The organism is Stenotrophomonas sp. LARHCG68, from assembly GCF_052871705.1.
In genome coordinates, this window is record NZ_JBIXJV010000001.1 from 1,644,560 (window position 1) to 1,663,384 (window position 18,825).

Consider the following 18,825-nt stretch of genomic DNA (forward strand, 5'->3'; position numbering starts at 1 on the left):
GGTGGCGAAATTGAAAGAAACCTGCGTTCCCGTTTGGAAGCAGCCGGAGTTGCAGTTGGCGTTTGATCCTCGTCTGCATAAGTCAAATGCACATGCTCGAAGGAATCCATATCGTGTGTTGCCATCGAATTATCGAGAGTCATTATGTGTTGATCCGGTGTCCGTGGACGCGATTCTGCGAGTTTATCCGTTCGGCTTGGAGGTTGGAACGGTTCGTGGCGAGTATGCAAAAAACGTGGGATGGTCGAAATTTTCCGCATTCTTTATGTGGGCTGTTAGTATCTTCATGCTTGTAGCGACATTTAATATGTGGGCTGGTTCTGGATTTAGGGTGTCAGCCTTCTTGGTATATTTTGTCTCGTTGATCGCGTTTGCTTCATATTTCATTTTTTGTTTCGGATTCTACTTCTGGCGACTGGCGACGTGGAGTTCGTTGGATGATCCAGTTTTATTTAATCAAAAGACGCGGATGGTATATGTTCTTCCTTACGAAAAAGGAGGGTTTTTCCGATTCTGGAAGGATGGTATGCATGGTGCGCCAGTGGCTTACAGCTGGGATAGGCAGATTCACGCGCGAATCTATAGTTACTTCTATAGGGGTGGGGGTTCGGTCGCGGAGGGTTTTGAACTTGGGTTGCTTGCTGTGCGCGAAGGAACGAATAACGAGGTTGAACGCCTGATTCAGCTGGGTGTCCAATCCAATGGCTTCGACAGCACACAGTTGGCGCTGTGGGAGCACATCCGCCAGTACATGGAGGAAGATGGTCCGCCGCTGCAGCCAGGCGACAAGCTGCGCGCAACGGATCTGTCGCGTGTCCCAGAGTTCCCGCCTGAGATTGTTGCTGCAGCCGGCGGCCCGGCATTGGACCAGGAAGCTATTGATCAGTTGGTACAGCAGAAGGCGAGGCCATAATCAGGAACGGATGCTTCCTTCGTCCTTGCAATGTGATGCACGGATGCACGGATGCACGGATGCACGGATGCAGGCCTGATGATGTGGGCTTCTTCAGAGGAGAGAGATGATGTCGATCATTGAGTGGTCAGCACGACCTGATAATTGGACGTCACTAGCTAACGGATGCATCTCTTGATGCTTCGCGAGACGACGGTAGCGGAATGGAAGAAGGCCGAGCCGGAAGTCGTGTTTGGGCGCGAGCTCTTCAAGGAGAACGCGCATGCGCGGCGTGCGCCATTTCGCGTTCTACCTGCGGATCATGAAGTGTCATTGGAGGTCGATCCGGTTGCTTTTGATGCCGTGCTGAGAGTTCATCCCGATGCGCTGGAGGTGGGCACTGTTCGTGGTGAATATTCGAAGGATATAGGGTGGTCTAAGTTTTCGGCTTTTTTTATGTGGTCTTTTGGGCTGCTGTTTTTCTCCCTCATGGTTTATGTGAATATTTTATCGATCCGTTTTGAAAGAGGTATTGATCTATTCGTAATTGTGACTTTTGGTTTCGGTGCATATTTCATGTTTTGCTTTGGCTCATACTTTTGGAGATCCGCCAGAATTAACTCTCTGGATGATCCTGTCCTGTTCAACAGGAAGTCCAGGTTGGTCTGCATTCTTCCCTATATAAAGGGTGGATTTTTCAAGTTCTGGAAGAGTGGTTCCCATGGAGCGCCCGTCTCCTACAGGTGGGATGATCAGATCAAGGCGCGTATCTACAGCTACATTTATTTCCGAGGGGCGAACCTCGCTTCCGAAGGTTTTGAGCTGGGTTTGCTAGCCATCCGCGAGGGAACCGGTAACGAAGTCGAGCACCTGATTCAGCTGGGCGTCCAATCCAACGGCTTCGACAGCACGCAGTTGGCGTTGTGGGAGCACATCCGGCAGTACATGGAGGAAGACGGTCCGCCGCTGCAGCCAGGCGACAAGCTGCGCGCAACGGATCTATCGCGTGTTCCAGAGTTCCCGCCTGAGATTGTTGCCGCAGCCGGTGGCCCGGCATTGGACCAGGAAGCTATCGATCAGTTGGTACGGCAGAAGGCACGGGTGTAGTGACCCACTGAATCCGTGCTCAGGTGTCTTTTTTCCCAACGGAGACACCGATGAGCGAAATGATGGACGAAGAGATCAAACGCTGGGCCGCCGGCGCAAGTCGGCGCTGGCCCTCGATATCACCTCGGGCAAGACGAACGCGGCTGCAGCCAGCCATTAGTTATGGGCGTGGCAGTAAGTACATGATTACCGAACACCGCCGTCAAGCTAACCCTCGTGGCGCGGGTATGAGTGGCCCGAAAAGACTGGCTTCGGGAATATTGGGGTGCGTGCGAGTTCTTAGCCCTCCCGATACAGGTGGCGTGTTGAGTGCGACGGATAAGGGCGGGGTTCGATGGGCTACGGGATATTATGGAAATGAGTTTGTCGATGGTAACCGTGCGTCTCAGATGTATGCCGGAAGCTGTTTCGCAGCCGAACCTTGTGATACCAACGCCTGATGGTTTGTGTAGATCAATCACGATGGCTGACGCGATATGATCTCGGAAGATCGGCTGCGCGCAAGCCCCGCTGAAGAAGTGTCGCTTGATGGCGGTATCCCGTTGATCGTGCCACGACGCCGGCCTATGTATCCCTTGCCCCTTAAGGGTAAGTATGGTCGGTCGGATGATCTGGTGCTCGACGTGAATTCCAATTCGATGAGAATTTCCTCCGGAGGAAGCGGCTCCATTGCTGCGAATGGGGGTATATTCTTCTTGATGCTTCTTTGCGTGGGCATGGTGTTTCTTGGGAGCTGGGTTATATTTAGTGAGTATCAAAGAACTGGCTCGGTTGGTATTTCTATAATATTCGTATGCGTTTTTATTTTTTCCATATTTGGAGGAGGGGCGTTTGGTTTTTTAAGGCACTTGATGCGTGAACCTGTCGTTTACCCGCTGCTCATTGATCGGAAGAATGGGCGGTTGGTGCAAATGCAAGGCAGTCAGCGAGTGGAGGCTCAGTGGAATGATTTGCGCCCATATATTGAGCCAGTCACCAGTGTTAGTACGGCTGGCGCCTCCACCTCCTGCAATCTGCACCTGATCCAGCCCAGCGAGGATCGTAAGCGCGCATGGAAGTGCATAATGGTGCAGAATGCCTTGGGTCTATACGATTGTCTGTCGACCTACGAATTTCTGGCGCGCTATATGGAGGGAGACTGGGAAGGGCTTCCTGATATTCATTTATTGCCAGGGGGGCGGCCTGGTTTCTGGGATGCTTATCGTTATGGTTTCTTTAATCCATGGATCGGCTTGCCTCGCTGGGAAGATCGCTCGCCTCGCTCACGTCGATGGATGTGGATCTTCACGCCGCTATGGACGATCCTGTTCTGGCCATTCGCGGTGATGCCTATCATTGGCAGTCGCTTTGGTTACATTCCAAAGTTCAATTCTCAAGATCTGACGCAGGCCGGGCACGACCCTGTGCGTGACGGTCCTGTGCCGGCAGTACTGCGGAGCAAGATCAAGCCCCCGCAGCCATTAGCTGCAGGTGAGAAATTGCTGTACTGGATCTCCTTGGGTGGAGGTACTTCCGTTTGGCTTGGATTTGGTCTGATGATGCTGTTGCTAATGCTGGATTGACCAAGATGGGTTCCAGCGCGCCATGTTATTTCGAACTGCCTATTCACGAAGGACTCGGAGCGATGTGGAGCTGCTGTTTTCGGATCGGCGTCCAGTCCAACGGCTTCGACAGCACACAGTTGGCGTGTGGGAGCATGTAGGGCAGCGACACCGTGCAGCGCTGGGACGTGGCGCGGCGGTGGCGCACTCACCGCGTGGAGCGCGCGACCTGGGACCACCGCACCCTCGAGCACCGGCAGGCCAGCGCCGCGGCGGAGAGTGCCAGCGACTTCGGCATCGTCGACCGCGACACCGGCGGTCCTTACGGTTGGCAGGACAATGCGCGCGGGCAACGCCGTGCCCAGCAGCACCTGGATGCGCCGCGCGTCCAGACCCACCAGATCGAAGGCGCCGGCCAGTGGCGGGCGCTCGCACCCGGCACCCGGTTTGGCCTGCAGCAGCATCCGCAGGTGCAGGGCGATGCCCGCTTCTTCTGCCTGTCGGTGCAGCACCAGGCACGCAACAACCTGGACGCCGATGTGTTCGATGCACGGGAGCAGTTGCTTGGGCCTGCGGCCATCGCGGTACCGTCGCTGCCTGCCGCACTGGGCCGGCGACAACTGGGGGGGCGGCTCTCCAATCATGACCCAGGTCCCAACTGGTGTTTACGAAGCATGGGTTCGACTTTACGTTCCGGCTGAGCTCCGGAAATTGGTTCGTTGTGAGCTGGGCTTCTCTGTTTACGAAAGCGTAGAACAGAGGAAACAGTGGAAGCTTAATTCTGATGATAGGATTATTGATGGCGCAGGAGCAAAGGTGCTTCCTTTTATCGAAAGTGACAGCTCGATAGAGCGACGATTGGAGATGAATCGTTCCGCCCTTTCGAAGGGTGTTGGATATGTAAGGGTCTGCGATTCGCCTGCGGACGGGGTGTTATTAATGAAGTTCTGGAGTGAGTGATGTCAAAAGAAGACAATCCGGACTATCAAGTGTTGGTTCCTGTCTGCAAATCAGGTGAGCCCTGGTTCGAATTTGATGCTGATATTGGAGGCAAGACATCTTTGCCCGTGCTCTCCCCGTATCGCGCTGCTCAGCCGGCAAAGGATGTGCCGGCACACGAGAGGGCGAGCGGTTGTGATTCCATTTTGGCAGTGCATGAGGACGCAATTGTTGTTGGGGCGCCAGCCGGAACCTCGGATGCATTCGCGATGTTGGTTGTTTTCTCTGTGCTTTTTTTTGTCGCGGCAGCTGGGATGATGTATTTGTCGGTTGATGCCTTTTTGGCGCATGTCAATGCTGAGGTCGGCTTTAATTTGCCGATCTCTATAATAGCCTCATTGGTCTCACTGTTTCTATTGAACTTCTCATTTTTCTGTTTTCGGCTGGCTTTCTTGACTCCCCGAGATCAGCCGGTTGTTTTCAATAGGAGAACGGGCGAGGTTCATTTCTTTACGATAATTCCAGTGCGTTTCTGGAAGTTCTGGAGCCTGGCTGGCGTTGGAGCGGTAAAGACGCGTCGTTGGGAGGATGCCTACGTACGGAGCTACCATGTAAACGAGTTGACCGGAGAGGCAATGCGCTCGTCTTACTCGTTGGCGCTCCTTTGGGCTGCTCCGGCGACGCGTCGTTTGTGCACTGACGTCGTGAACATTGGCTATAAGGGCTGGTGGGAAGATGAGTTACTTTGGAGGCTCTACGAACACATTCGTCGCTACATGGAAGAGGGAGGGGCACCGCTTCCAGAGGGGGAGCGCCTAAGGACGTCGGGCCATGGAAAAATGCCTGAGTTTCCGCAGCATGTGATCCTTGCCGCAGGCGGGCATGCATTGAGCGAGGCGGAGATCATTCAGCGATTTAATTCGCAACGGTGAACTGGCGGGACAACATCAAGCTTAGCTTCGCGGAGTTGATCTGGCCGGCGGTCCGTGCCCTAGTCGGAGTGGCATCCGGCGACTGGATTGCCTGGGACATTCGGGAGGCAACCAGCTGATCTCTTGCAACAGGGGTTGCTTCAACTGGTTATGCTGGATGATGACCCGCCCCCAAGGAGAGCAGCTTGCATAGGAGGAATTCACTTATTGCCCGCCGCGCAGCGAAATGTGTTTGATCTATTGGGATTAATCGGAATTATGGATTGGTCGAGCGGCGACATCTTTGGGGGCGGAGATGGTAAGGAATGAAATCGAGTCATTGTCATTGATACTATGGCGAGGGAATCTCCGCCCCTATTTAAATGACCTCGTTGCACTTTCTCTGTTCCAGAGGGGGGGCCGTGAGGATCCCTGGCAGAGGTAGATTCATACGATGGAGAGTACCAATCAATTACCCACTCAAACCCATGATCGATCATGTCATATAGGCCGAGTGGCGTTGATGGGTACAATCCAATGGATGAAAAATAGCTTCGTGTATTGTGTTTGGCCTCAAACTCAGCGTAAGACTCGTAGTTGGCGACGTTTCTTCCGTCATCGACGGCTCCATTGTCAGTCGGCCAGACGATAAACTGCCCGCGATTTCGAGCGGCGAATTCCCACTGGGCTTCAGTAGGCAGGTCCATCTTTCTGCCAATCTCTTTCCCGATCCATTGGCAATAAGCTTGTGCGTCGTTCCAATCCACCCCGGCAGCCATGTTGGGTAGGTCGCGGTAGCTCAGATCCATTTCTTGCTGCGCAATCTTTGGTTTTCCCATTGCGGCAGTGAAGATGTCGAAATCTTCATAAGTCACCTTGTAAGCACCCAGGGAGTAGTCACTGAGTGTTACTTCATGCAGGACGTCATCGTTCCGGTCACCTGAATATGGCAGGTTGACTTTAGGATCTATGGGGCCGAAATCCCCCATCAAGAACTTCCCGCCCTCGATGGCGACGAGGTTCTTCAATGTCTTCTCCTTCAAGGCGTCAATCCTCTGCTGAAGGGCTGGATCGACAATGCCATGAGAATTGGGACTTGGTTCGGCGTTGCAGCCGCCAGTAGCAAAAAGCGGAAAGGTCGTAATGCAGAGTAGTAGCGGTTTCCGTAGGATCATCGGTTTGCGTCATCGAGGCCGGAGGATTGAGTTGATCGTACCAGCCTGCATGTGATCGGATGGCGTCATCTTAAGGGCCAGGGGTTTGATCCGATAAATAGAGATCAAATGATTGATGGCGTTGGAAATGGCTATATGAAAGAGTACAGGAAGCATGGAGAAAAGCTTCTTGGGGCGTTTCCAAAGGGGCATTCAGTTGCATCTCTGGGTAATATGGATGCGGCGACGTCGCCCAACGGAGACAATGAGACGAAGCACGGGCTGTCCAATCCAATGGATCCGATATCACGGGTATAGTTTGATATCGGATGCAAGGAGGCAAGTGCGCGTGGATGGTTCACCGAACGGAAACAATGACACCGATGCGTGGGAGTAGCCGCGGCATGTCGTTTGGGATGCGCCATCTTCCGGACAGGAGTGGTGGGTGGGGACAGCTGCTGGGCGTCGGGCGCGATGAAGGGAGCGCCGAACCCGCCTCTCTGAATGCCATCCAGTCGATCAATGATTCTTTCATGACGTTCTCACCTGCCGTGGAAACTTCAGGCCGGGGATTTACGTTCATCCTGGGCTTGGTGATCGGATGTGCCGGCGTGAGCATGGTTCTGTCGCGGGTAGTGATTGGAGGAATACTCTCAAGGGCGGATTTTTGGCCTTACCTCGTGGGTGTCTATGGAGTCATCCTGCTGTTTGCGGGTGCGTTCTTTGCTTGGTCGATTTCCTCTGCAACACGTCTCTCTGTGCCTCCCGTGGTGCTGAGCAGGCGGCTAAGAAAGTTCTTCTGCTGGATTGACCGGAAGAGCGGCTGGGTCAGCATCGACTACGATGCGGCGCAGCCAATCTCCATGGTTTCCAGGAGCTACAGCCTGGCCGGCGCCGCCACCGGCTATGTGCTTGCCGTGGTCGATATTGAGGCGTCCGATCGTCGTATCCGTTCGTACGTTCCCCTGGCACAACCACATCGTGATGATCGAGCGCCCGGGATGATCTGGGAATTTGTTCGTCATTACATGGACGGCGACCCGGAAACGTTGCCGCCTGCGGACCCGCTACCGCCTGCGGATGATGCGCGGGCGGACCATGTGCTGCTGGATCGGCGGTTGTTCGGCGGCTTGGTGGATGCGCATCATCGCGTCAAACCGGGCGCGTTTCCGATGACGTATGTGTGTGTGGTAGGTGCCCTGATGTACTGGTTCGAGCGCGCCGGGCTCTGGATATGGCGCATCGCCCCCAGGCCGGAGTGGCCGCCGGAGATCCGTGCCGAGATGTCGATGCCCGCGCCCGCGAGCTCGTTCCGGACGCGGCCTCTCACCGAGGCGGAGCGTCTTGCGTATGCGGGCAAGCTTGGCTATCTGAACCGACGTTGGTTCGTGCTCGGCGCCATTTGCACGGTGATCGTATTCATGATGTTTGCCGTGCCTGGCATCCCGCCGTGGTTCTCGGAGTTGAACCGCTGACTGTGCCCAGGCGTGCCCAGACAACCCTCCGTGTGGTGGTGATCATCACGATTGCCATCCCGACGATCACGGATGCCCAACGGGAACGTTATCCGCACCCGCATTGACGTGCTTCGCCGGGTCGCGTTCAGCAGGGTAGGCCGAGCGTGCCAGCGAACGCATTGCGATGAAAGCTTGGGCTTTGCGCTTCGCGCGTGACCTGCTGCAGCTCACGCCTTTACATCGCGGGGCAGGCCGGATCCTTCCCGGTGACGTTGGCACAGACGCGGCGGCGACATTCCAGGCCTTGCAGGGTATTGGCGCCCGGACAGCGGCGCAGCTGTGCCTGGATGCCGGACTCGGTCGAGGCCGACTTCTTGCTGGCGACCTGGTCGAAGGCGGTGCGCTCGTCTTCGGCACGCTGTTGCTGGTCGGCTTCGATCTTGGCGATCAGGTCGTCCATGGTGCGCGGTTGCTGCGCTGCCGGCTTGGGCTTTTCATCTTCCTTGATGATGCCGAGCAACGTGCCGAGCAGGTTGTCGTTTTCCTTGCCCTTGGTGCCGGCACGCGTCGCTGGTTGCGCCCTGCGCGCAGGCGCAGATGCAGTCCGGCTGGCGGTTGCGGGGGAGGGCGTGGCGCCGGCTGCCGCCGGTGCCGCAGTGTTGCCGGGGTCGGCGAGCGCATCGAGCGGGTTGCCCTGCGCGGTGCCATCGGTGTCAGGGGCATCGACGATCATGGCCGCGCCATCGTTGGGCGCAGCAACAGGTGCGATGGGATGGCCGGTCGGGGCGCTGCTCTCGGGTGTCAGCGAGTACTCGTCCTGGTCCATGCCGGCACCGCCGCGCATCAGCGCCCACGCCAACAGCACCACGATGACCAGCACCGTGGCGGAGACAATCCACCACCACTTGCTATGGCCATTGCTGCTGGCAACACTGGGCGCACGCGGCGACGCGGCAGCCTGCCGGCCTTCCATGTCAGCCAGGATCCGTCCCGAATTCGGGGCTTGGGCCTTGGTCTGCTCTCCCCCTGAGAGAAGACTTGGCCGGTTGATTCCGCCATTATTCAAGTGCATCCAGCCCTTGGTTTGAGTCGGCTTCCGCCGAAGCGAATGGTGCATTCTTAGGGCATGCTTTTCGGCGCGTCAACCTGTCGGTTTCCATGGAGGATCAGTGTCAGTAGTTGCCGGTGTAGCGATTGCGGCTTTTTTGTTGGCGGCCTTGGTGTGTTGGGCACTGCTGTTTCCGGATGCAGTTGCGCGATTGCGCGAGCGCTTCCGAGCAAAGCAGATCAAGTCTCACAGCGTGGGTGCGGTTCGTCAGACAAAGGATGAGACGCCCATCGCCAAATCACGTATTTCATTTCGTGAAGAGCGACGTGGCCTGCGGGGTTGGTTGATGCGGCATTGGGTCGTCCTGACAACTGCGCTTGCGTTGTTGGCGGTGCCGCCGCTGGTCATCCTGTTGTCGCGGCAGACCGTCGTGCTTGCGGATTTCCGCGGCGACGACCTGTCCGAGTCCGGCTCGATGGTGGCGCAGCTGCTGCGGGGAGAGCGCCTGACACCGCCACCGCCGCCGCCGCCCGAGGTCTTCACGACGCAGGAAGTCCGTCGTCTACGCCCCGAGATCGTGACCGCGGACCGCAAGTGGGAGCAGATCGACGCCGATCTGCAGCAGCGCGTGTTGGCCATCTACGAGGTCATGCGGCGCCAGTACGGCTACGAGATGGTGTTGATCGAGGGATACCGCAGTCCCGAGCGCCAGGCCGAGTTGATGGCCGGTGGCAAGGCCACGCGTGCCGGTGCCTGGCAGAGTTGCCATCAATACGGGCTTGGCGTGGACAGCGCGCCCATCCGCGATGGCAAGCTGCAGTGGGACATGAACGATGAATGGACACGCCGTGGGTATTATCTGTACGGCGAGCTGGCTGAACAGGCAGGGCTTGATTGGGGCGGCAACTGGCGGAGCATCAAGGACTACGTTCACGTCGAGATGTCTGACAGATGCAAGGCAGCAAGGGCCATCAAACGTGCGGAGTTGTCTCAGCAAGGGTGATAAGAACACCTGACTGCTGGTATCGTTTCGCGAGGATGAGTCGGGTTGCTGCGACGCGGCGATGGAAAGACCGGTTCACACAGGATCAGGGAGCGTGATGTATGGCACGACCTTTCATAGTTGTCGGTGACAAGCTGTCCCATGGCGGCAGCGTGGTCTCTGGCGCGGAACACACCGACGTCGCGGGAAAGCCGGTGTCGCGGGTGACCGACCGCGCCGTCTGTGCGGTTCATGGGGCAACCACCATCGTCAGTGGCGATGCCACCGTCATCATCGACGGTCAAGCAGTGGCGCGTGAAGGCGACAGCACCGCCTGTGGGGCAACATTGATTTCCTCGCAGACCACGACGGGCCTGGGTTGAACCCGGCGATCACAGGAGCGCGCATGGAGCATAGCGACTGATGGCGGGATGGACGGGCAAGGCTGCTTCGGTGCTGCTGGTATTCATTGCCACCTGGGGCAGCGCGATCATGTATTGGCGCAGCACCGGTGCCACGCCGAGCGGCATGGACATGCTGCTGTACCTGGGGCTGTTGCCGGCGGGCGTGAGCAGTGCCGGCTTCATGGCGACCGGCTTGCTTCGCCAAGGGGCCGACAAGGCCTTGGAGAAGGCCACCCGCAGCCCTGACAACGATGCGGCGCCGGTTGCGCGTGAGGATGGCGTGAAGGTGGCTGCCGCTGCTGCGTTGACCGCCGGCCAGATCAACCTCGGCGTGGGCCTGGATGCGCCGGCATTGCTCGCGACTGCAGCTGCACCGCCGCGTCCTGCCTTGAGCGCACGGTTCCGTGATGGCCAGAACCTACCGGTACGCGTGAGCGAGGCCGCGCAGCTCGATGAGCTGGAAGTGCTCGGCGAGCGCGAGCAGGGCATCGATACCACGCCACGCGAGCGCCGGGCGCTGGCCCTGCTTGCGCCGGTTCTGGATGAGCTGTTGGGCGAGGCGGCGATGGCATTGCCCGTGCTCGAGGCCCGCGAGGAAGTGGTGGTCGCCGGGCTGCGCCGCAACGATGAAGGTCGCGTGGACAACGTGCTCACCGTCGAGCTGCTGGTCGCGCATGGCTGGTCCGATGCGCTGCTGCATTGGGTGCGCGATTGGCTGATGCAGCGGGTGCTCGAGTTCGGTGTCGATGGACGCCGGTTCGACGTGGCCGTCACCGTGGTCGGGGATGACAATCAGGCATGGCGCCACCTGCATCGGCTTGCCGATGCCCTGTCGCGTGCGCCTGACCGATGGCACCTGCTGCTGGCGTGTGATTCCTGCATCGACCCGGACGTCATCCAGGGCTGGCTGGCCAATGGCGTGCTGGCCACGGCCCGTCACCCGGAAGGCAGGACGCCGGGCGAAGGCGCCGCCGGCGTGCTGCTCGCAGGTCCCGGCATGGCCACCGAAGGCAAGGGTTGCCTGTGGCCGCCGCTTGCGCTGGAGGCCGATGCCACGCAAATGGCGCGGCCGGCCGAACGTCGCCGCCACCTGACCACTGCGGCGAGCCAATGGAAGCAGTCCTTGCCGCAGGACGAACACAGCGTGCAGTTCGTCCTGCACGATGCGCGGCAGGGCAGCGACGGCGTGGTGGATGCCGCGCTGGCGGCGTCGGCCTTGAACCCGGACCTGGAATTCGGCACAGGCAACCTGTCGCTGCCGGCCAGCGCGGGCGAGCTGGGGCCGGTGCTGCCAGTGGCGATGCTCGCGCTGGCATTGGAACAGACACGACGAAACACCGGACCGGTGCTGCTACTGGCCGGCACCGAAGCGCAACAGCGTGTGCTGGCACTGGTCAGTGCCGGCAGCACACCTCAGGCGGCTGATCTGCCGTCGACTACTTGAACCTGGATTCCCCCGCATGAGTTTGAGCAACTTCAGCTATTACCTGCGCGACTACCGGCTATGGATGTTGGTGGGCCTGATCGGCGCAGGCGGACTGGCCTGGTACGGCGAGGCCGAGGCGCGCGAGATCGGCATCTGGGTGGCGATCGTGCTGGGCGCGCTGCTGTTGCTGGCGTTGATCGTGTGGATCATCAAGCGGATATTGGCGCGGCGCGCGGCCCGGAAGGTCGAGGCGCTGGTGCAGGGCGAGGCCGACCGTGCGGTCGCCAACGCCCAGCCCGCGCAACGCGGCGACACCGAGGCGCTGCGGCAGCGGATGATGGATGCCGTGAAGCAGATCAAGTCCTCGCGCATGGGCGTGCTGAAGGGCAGTGCGGCGCTGTACGAGTTGCCGTGGTACGTGATCATCGGCAACCCCGCCGCCGGCAAGAGTTCGGCCATCCTCAACTCGGGGCTGCAGTTCCCCTTCGAGGACAACCGCAGCAACGTCGTGCAGGGCATCGGCGGAACGCGCAACTGCGACTGGTACTTCACGACCAATGGCATCGTGCTCGATACCGCCGGCCGATACTCGGTGAGCTCGGAAGACCGGATGGAATGGCTGACGTTCCTCGGCCTGCTGAAGAAGAACCGCCCGCGCGCACCGATCAACGGCGTGATCATCGCCGCCAGCATCGCCGAGCTGTCCGGCGGGAAGCCCGAGTTCGCGATGGAGCTGGCCAAGAACCTGCGCCAGCGCGTGCAGGAGATCACCGAGCAGCTGGAAGTGTTCGCACCGGTGTACGTGCTGTTCACCAAGGCCGACCTGATCGCCGGTTTCAGCGAGTTCTTCCGCAACCTGGACCCGGGTGAGCGCGAGCATGTGTGGGGCGCGACGCTGCCGTTCGATGCGCACCAGCAGACCGATGCCTTGGCCGCCTTCGACACGCACTTCGATGAGCTGGCCGATGGCATGAAGGAAATGGGCCTGACCCACATGGCCATGCAGCGCGGCCGCGAGGTATCCCCGGGCCTGCTGTCGTTGCCGCTGGAGTTCGTGGGCATCAAGCCGGCGCTGCGCACCTTCATCGCCACGCTGTTCGAGGACAACCCCTACCAGTTCAAGCCGGTGTTCCGCGGCTTCTACTTCAGCAGCGCGTTGCAGGAAGGCCGCTCGGTCCACCATGCCTCCGAACGCGTGGGCCGGCAGTTCGGCCTGCAGCGTGGCTCGAACGAGGACGTCGCGCCCACCGGGCAGACGGCGTTCTTCCTGAAGGACCTGTTCCGCAAGGTGATCTTCGCCGACCGCGAACTGGTGCGGCAGTACTCCAGCCCGCACCAGAACCGCCTGCGCTACGGCGTGTTCCTCGGTGCGGTCGGCGTGCTGGCCTTGGCGCTGGGCATGTGGACCTGGTCGTACACCACCAACGCGCAATTGGTGGAGAACGCCACCAAGGACCTGCAGCAGGCTGTGCAGGTGCAGAAGGACCGGCTGGACCTGAAGTCGCGCATCGATGCGTTGCTGCTGCTGCAGGACCGCATGGAACAGCTGGACCGTTACCGCAAGGAAGGCGGCATCACCACCAGCCTGGGGCTGTACCAGGGCGATGCGATCCGCGAGAAGCTGCTGCGCGAATACAACCACGGCATGCAGCAGGTCATGCTGGCGCCGACGGTGTCCAACCTGGAGAACTACCTGGGCCAGGTGGTCGCGCAGCGCGACAAGCTGGGCCAGGCCGGGCCGGCGGTCGCCGACGGCGAGGTGCTCTACCAGAATGCATCGCCGACCAATACCAATGACGCGTACAACGCGCTCAAGACCTATCTGATGCTGGGCAATCCCAAGTATGTGGAAGGCGCGCACCTGTCACAGCAGCTCACCCTGTTCTGGCGCAACTGGCTCGATGCGAACCGCGGCCAGATGAGCCGCGAGGAGATGGTGCGTTCGGCCGAGAAGCTGATGACCTTCTACGTGGCCCAGGCCGACAAGCCGGGCTGGCCGCAGGTCCAGAACCGGGTCACGCTGGTGTCGGACAGCCGCGAGGCGCTGGGCCAGGTGATGAAGGGCCAGCCGGCGATGGAGCGCGTGTTCGCGCAGATCAAGGCGCGTGCCGGCGCGCGCTTCGGCACGGTCACGGTGGACAGCCTGATCGGCGAGGAGCGCAACGGGCGCCTGATCAACGGCAACTACGCGATTTCCGGTGCCTTCACCCGCAAGGCGTGGGAAGACTACGTGCAGGACGCCATCAAGGAAGCGGCCAATACGCAGCTGAGCACCACCGATTGGGTGCTGGGCACCACCGAGCAGAGCGACCTGTCGCTGGCGGGTAGCCCCGAGCATGTCTCGCGTGAACTGGTGGGCCTGTACAAGCAGGAGTACGCCCGCGAGTGGGGCAAGTTCGTGAAGGGGCTGAGCATCGCTGAGTTCACCACCTTCGACCAGGCCGCGGCCAGCATCAACCGCCTGGGCGATGCCAGCACCTCGCCGTTGCGGGTCCTGCTGGAGCGCATCAACGAGGAGACCGTGTGGGACAACCCCGCCGCGCAGGCGCAGTCCAGCAAGGCCCGCAAGGGCTTCGTGGCGTGGTTCCAGCGCACCATCCTGCGCAAGGACCCGGCCGCCGCTGCCGCGGCGCAGCCGGTCGGGCCGATCGGCAAAGCGTTCGAGGGCATTGCCCGCCTGACCACCGAGCGTGGTGACCAGCCGGCCGTGATCAAGGCCTATTTCGAAGCGCTGGGCAAGCTGCGCGCCCGCCTGAACGCAATCAAGAGCCAGGGCGACATCGGCGTGGGCGCGCGCAAGCTGATGCAGGACACGCTGAGCAACGAGGGCTCGGACCTGAGCACGGCGCTGGCACTGGTGGACGAGCAGGTGTTGACCGGGCTGGACGACAGCCAACGCGAGGCGCTGCGTCCGTTGCTGTTGCGCCCGTTGACGCAGACCTTCGGTGCCTTGGTGGCGCCGACCGAGGCGGAGGTCAACAAGACCTGGAAGGCGCAGGTGTACGACCCGTTCAAGGCGCGCATCGGCCAGCAGTATCCGTTCAACCTCAATTCCGACGTGGATGCGGCGGCCAGTGACGTGGCCACCATCTTCGGCGCCAGCGGCAGCATCGCCAGCTTCAACAAGGAGGCACTGGGGACGCTGGTCATCCAGCGCGGACCGTTGCTGGAAGCGCGCCGCTGGGCCGGGCAGGGCATCAACCTGTCGGCCGAACTGGTGGCCAACTACGGCAACTGGGTGGGCGGTTCGGTGGCGGGCGCCGCGCAGGACAGCACCATCTTCGAGATCCTGCCGTCGCCGGCGGCCGGCGCGGTGGAATACACCATCGAGATCGATGGGCAGTCGCTGCGCTATCGCAACACGCCGCCGCAATGGACCACCATGCAGTACCCGAACGTGGGCCAGATCCCGGGCGTGAAGATATCGGCGGTGACCGGTGACGGGCGCACGGTGGAAGTGTTCAACGCACCGGGCACCAATGGCTTCAAGCGCCTGATGTCCGAGGGCAAGTACGAGCGCCTGGATGACTCCAGCCGCATCACCTGGGAAAGCGACGGTGTGGCGGTGACGGTGGAGATGCGCATCGTGCGGCGCGCCGGTGCCGGCACCGATGGCGGCGATTGGCAGCGTGGGTTGCAGCTGCCGGAGACAGTGGCGGGCGGCATGCCCGCCGCGCGACCGGCGGCACAACCGGCGGCGGCAACGACGACGGCGCCACAACAAGGAGGTGGGCAATGAGTCGCGCGGTGAATGCCGGGGTTTCCTATTTCGGGAAGGTGCCCTCACGGGGAGACTTCGTCCGCACCACGGACAACCACCAGTTGCTGGGCTGGCTCGACCGCTGGGCGGGCGAGAGCCTGGAACTGCTGAGCCAGAGCCCGGACTGGAAGCAGCGCTATGACGCGGCGCCGGATATCCACTACGCCTTCCTGGGCTCGCGCAGCAAGACCGTGCTGTGCGGTCACCTGCTCGCCAGCCGCGATGCATCGGAACGTCGTTTCCCGTTGTTGTCGGTGGTTCGCCTGGATGCAACCGACCCGTTGCCGTTCATCGGGCGCAGCCCCTTGGCGATGTCCAACGCGTGGTCCGGGCTGGCGCGGTTGGCGCGCCGGGCCTACCAGGACGATGACGCCACCGAGGCGCTGTCCAGGCTGGGCGAGGCGCGTTTCAGCATCAGCACCGAGGTGGGCGACTACAACGGCAGCTTCCAGGACTTCCTGGAAGGCTGCACGGTGGGCGAGCTGGAACAGCGCCTGCGCGAGGCCGGCCACGGCGACGTATCGCTGAAGCACATGCTGCCGGCGATGGGCATGCTGCTGCAGCCGGTGCTCAGCGGTGGCGACGTGAACATCGACAAGGCGCTGGTGCTGCCGCTGGCACGCGATGCGGTCTACCGCCCGCTCATCGCCGCGTTCTGGCTGGACATGATCTCCAGCTTCGTCAGCCGCGGTGACTTCGAATTGTCGGTGCTGGTGCGCAACGATGCGACGCCCACGATGGTGGTGGGCTTCAACGGCGCCGACCGCCAGGTGCTGCGCGCGGTGCTCGACCCCAGCGACGACAGCGGGTTCCTGATCCACCTCAAGCATGCCGAATGGGTGGAGGAATACCTCGGCAGCGACTACAACCTCAACCGGTTGGGCAGCTTCCTGGACCGCGATGACCTGGCCCTGGCCACCGCGCGCAAGCTGTTCGGCGAGACTTTCCTGGGAACCTGACGATGGCCTCTTTCAGAAACACCGGCGTGGCGATGCTCCTGATGCTCGCGGCTGCGCCCTTGCTGGCGCAGAACCCGGCGCCGCCCGCTACCTCCACCGGGGAGCGGCCGGTCGTCATCGAAGGCGTCGTGCCCGACCAGGCCACCAAGGCCAAGCTGCTCACCAACCTGCGCGCGGTGTATGGCGCCGACCGCGTGGTCGACCGCATCCAGGTGGAAAGCATCGCCACGCCGCCGAACTGGGGCGATTACGTGGCCGGGATGATCAACCCGGGCCTCAAGCGCGTGTCGCCCGGCAAGCTGGAAGTGAACGGGCAGGCCGTGCGCATCAGTGGCGAGGTCGGCAACGAAGCACTGCGGCAGCAGGTGGTCAGCGACCTCAGCCTGGCCAGCAATACCTCGTACACGGTGACCAACGGCCTGAAGGTGGGCTCACAGCAGAGCGTGCTCGACCAGACGCTGGCCAACCGCATCATCGAGTTCCAGAGCGGCAGCGCGAAGCTCACGCCGTTCGGCATGAGCATCCTGGATGAAATGGTGGCCAAGATGGCGCAGATGCCGGACAGCCGCTTCCTGATCATTGGCCACACCGACAACGTCGGCCAGCGCGAATCCAACCTGGCGCTGAGCCATGCGCGTGCGTTGGCGGTGAAGAACTACATGATGGGCAAGGGCATTCCGTCCAGCCACATGGACGTGCTGGGCAAGGGGCCGGACGAACCGGTGGCTGACAACACCAGCAACGACGGTCGCGCCCGCAACCGCCGCATCGAGTTCAAGATCCAGTAATGCTTTGGTGACGCGGAGGGCTCAGTAGCCCTCCGTGTCCTGGTTGACGTCGAGCATCTCTTCCATCTGGTCCAGCGTGGACTGGTCCTTGACCACGCGCTTGAGCCATACGTGCAGCGGCATTTCGCCCCAGCGCGCCGCCTTCTCGGCCAGGTAGGCCACGGGACTGTGTGGCTCGGTGCGGCGGAAGAACTCGGCCACCTGGCGCAGCTGCTGCAGGGCTTCCTTGCGCGTCGTGGGCGCGCCACCGGCGGCGCGGGGTGCCTGGCTGGCCGGGGCCTGGGCGGTGGGAGCCGCTTGGGCGAACACATCGTGGTCGCCATCGTCAGGGACGTGGACCTCGCCGTCGAGCAGCATGCCCGCATCACGCGCGAAGCGCTGCGCGGTGCGCTGGATATGGTCGAGCTGTTCCCGTACGGCGCTGAAACTCGGGCCGTCCATGCCGAGGCGGTTGTCCACCGCGGTCTGCAGGTCGGACAGCGCCGTCGTGCATTCGGGCAGGGTTTCGATCAGCTGGCGGTAGAAGTCATGGCTGGTGTCGCGGCGCGCGGCCTCGAGCAGGTCGAGGCTGGGGCGGCCGTCATCCGGTTCGCCACTGTTGGCGCGGGCGTGGGCATGTTCGTAGTCGGCGATGCTGAAACGGCCCTGCGGTGCAGCCACGATCGGAACGATGCGAAGCCATTGCAGCGAGTTGGCAAGAAGCCAACTCAAGTTGCCAATGCGTTCTTCCTGGTCGCCATCGTAGGCCAGCGGGTGCACGTCATCCCAATAGCGGTCACACAGGCCGGCGATGGTGCGGAAGCCGCCCGAAAGACCTACGAAGCCATTCAACTGGGTATTGGCTTCACACAACCAGCCGGCCAGGCGCAGGTCCTTGGTACGTGTCTGCAGCAGATCGGTGCAGTCGCGCAACACGCCCTGCCAATCTGCGTACTTGATGTCTGTTTGCCATGCCCCCTGGTCCAATGTGGGGTCATCGGCGCGACGTTTCTCGATGATCCGGTCGAATTCGGCCGAGAAGGAAAGGTCTTCGCCCGTCGGCGCGTGGTCCGAAATCGGGGCCAGCAGGGCATCCTGATCCAGCATGGCAAGTCTCGCTATGGGTTGTCAGGGGATTCTAGCGTGGGCTGTCGGGTTGAGTGCTAGGGTGTCACCGGATGGCGATGCTCCGCACGAAGCGTGGGTGTTACTTCTTTTCGCCTGTTCAGTGATTTGAAATTTCCGTGAAGAGTGCTCGTACATCTGTATGTCGCGAGTTCTGGTAAGTTGCGCGGCAGGACTCCGACAATGTTCCGCTGGAAGCGGGGATTGTCATGACATATGGACACGACATGGATCAGCTGACGAACCTGATGGCACAGGTCGCCGCGTTGAACAGCGCGCAGCGCCTGTACCGGCTGGAGAGTGACCTCCTTGGGGAGGGCGTGGTGGAGCGTTGGTGGGGGCGGGATGCGTTG

Annotated in this window: 15 protein-coding genes; 12 read left to right on the plus strand and 3 right to left on the minus strand. The window is 61.0% G+C overall.

What is annotated here, in order from left to right:
* Position 1: 1 nt before the first annotated feature.
* The 5 genes from ACIPR8_RS07365 (at position 2) to ACIPR8_RS07385 (ending at position 5,411) form a co-directional block, all read left to right on the plus strand.
* Positions 2-913, plus strand: a complete 912-nt coding sequence (locus tag ACIPR8_RS07365; RefSeq protein ID WP_446540596.1) for a DUF6708 domain-containing protein — start codon at positions 2-4, stop codon at positions 911-913.
* A gap of 177 nt (positions 914-1,090) precedes the next feature.
* Positions 1,091-1,999, plus strand: a complete 909-nt coding sequence (locus ACIPR8_RS07370) for a DUF6708 domain-containing protein (RefSeq protein WP_446540597.1) — start codon at positions 1,091-1,093, stop codon at positions 1,997-1,999.
* A 476-nt stretch (positions 2,000-2,475) separates the two neighbouring features.
* Positions 2,476-3,561, plus strand: coding sequence for a hypothetical protein (locus ACIPR8_RS07375; protein WP_446540598.1), 1,086 nt, complete (start codon positions 2,476-2,478; stop codon positions 3,559-3,561).
* 152 nt (positions 3,562-3,713) lie between these two features.
* Entirely contained in the window at positions 3,714-4,241 is a 528-nt protein-coding gene (locus ACIPR8_RS07380) for a contractile injection system protein, VgrG/Pvc8 family (protein ID WP_446540599.1), read from the plus strand.
* A 258-nt stretch (positions 4,242-4,499) separates the two neighbouring features.
* Entirely contained in the window at positions 4,500-5,411 is a 912-nt protein-coding gene (locus ACIPR8_RS07385; RefSeq protein ID WP_446540600.1) for a DUF6708 domain-containing protein, read from the plus strand.
* Between the two features lie 200 nt (positions 5,412-5,611).
* Here ACIPR8_RS07385 and ACIPR8_RS07390 read toward each other — a convergent pair whose 3' ends face one another.
* Complete coding sequence (locus tag ACIPR8_RS07390) at positions 5,612-6,418, minus strand: formylglycine-generating enzyme family protein (RefSeq protein WP_446540601.1); 807 nt, start codon at positions 6,416-6,418, stop codon at positions 5,612-5,614.
* A gap of 530 nt (positions 6,419-6,948) precedes the next feature.
* Between ACIPR8_RS07390 and ACIPR8_RS07395 the strand changes: the two genes are divergently transcribed.
* On the plus strand, positions 6,949-8,019 hold the full coding sequence (locus ACIPR8_RS07395) for a hypothetical protein (protein WP_446540602.1): 1,071 nt from the start codon (positions 6,949-6,951) through the stop codon (positions 8,017-8,019).
* 217 nt (positions 8,020-8,236) lie between these two features.
* Here ACIPR8_RS07395 and ACIPR8_RS07400 read toward each other — a convergent pair whose 3' ends face one another.
* Positions 8,237-8,974 (minus strand): hypothetical protein, encoded by a 738-nt coding sequence (locus ACIPR8_RS07400; protein ID WP_446540603.1) that lies wholly within the window; start codon positions 8,972-8,974, stop codon positions 8,237-8,239.
* 196 nt (positions 8,975-9,170) lie between these two features.
* On the opposite strand from ACIPR8_RS07400, the gene ACIPR8_RS07405 reads away from it, so the two are divergent.
* The 6 genes from ACIPR8_RS07405 (at position 9,171) to ACIPR8_RS07430 (ending at position 17,368) form a co-directional block, all read left to right on the plus strand.
* Positions 9,171-10,052 (plus strand): M15 family metallopeptidase, encoded by an 882-nt coding sequence (locus ACIPR8_RS07405; RefSeq protein WP_446540604.1) that lies wholly within the window; start codon positions 9,171-9,173, stop codon positions 10,050-10,052.
* Positions 10,053-10,153: 101 nt separating this feature from the next.
* Complete coding sequence (locus ACIPR8_RS07410) at positions 10,154-10,414, plus strand: PAAR domain-containing protein (protein ID WP_132862274.1); 261 nt, start codon at positions 10,154-10,156, stop codon at positions 10,412-10,414.
* Between the two features lie 40 nt (positions 10,415-10,454).
* Entirely contained in the window at positions 10,455-11,879 is a 1,425-nt protein-coding gene (locus ACIPR8_RS07415; RefSeq protein ID WP_446540605.1) for a hypothetical protein, read from the plus strand.
* A gap of 16 nt (positions 11,880-11,895) precedes the next feature.
* Positions 11,896-15,600, plus strand: coding sequence for a type VI secretion system membrane subunit TssM (tssM, locus tag ACIPR8_RS07420; RefSeq protein WP_446540606.1), 3,705 nt, complete (start codon positions 11,896-11,898; stop codon positions 15,598-15,600).
* Positions 15,597-16,580 (plus strand): type VI secretion system-associated protein TagF, encoded by a 984-nt coding sequence (gene tagF / locus ACIPR8_RS07425; protein WP_446540607.1) that lies wholly within the window; start codon positions 15,597-15,599, stop codon positions 16,578-16,580. Before tssM ends, tagF begins: the two co-directional genes overlap by 4 nt.
* 41 nt (positions 16,581-16,621) lie before the next feature.
* Positions 16,622-17,368, plus strand: a complete 747-nt coding sequence (locus ACIPR8_RS07430) for an OmpA family protein (RefSeq protein WP_207911834.1) — start codon at positions 16,622-16,624, stop codon at positions 17,366-17,368.
* 21 nt (positions 17,369-17,389) lie between these two features.
* Here ACIPR8_RS07430 and tssA read toward each other — a convergent pair whose 3' ends face one another.
* Entirely contained in the window at positions 17,390-18,454 is a 1,065-nt protein-coding gene (gene tssA, locus ACIPR8_RS07435; RefSeq protein ID WP_446540608.1) for a type VI secretion system protein TssA, read from the minus strand.
* Positions 18,455-18,825: the final 371 nt, after the last annotated feature.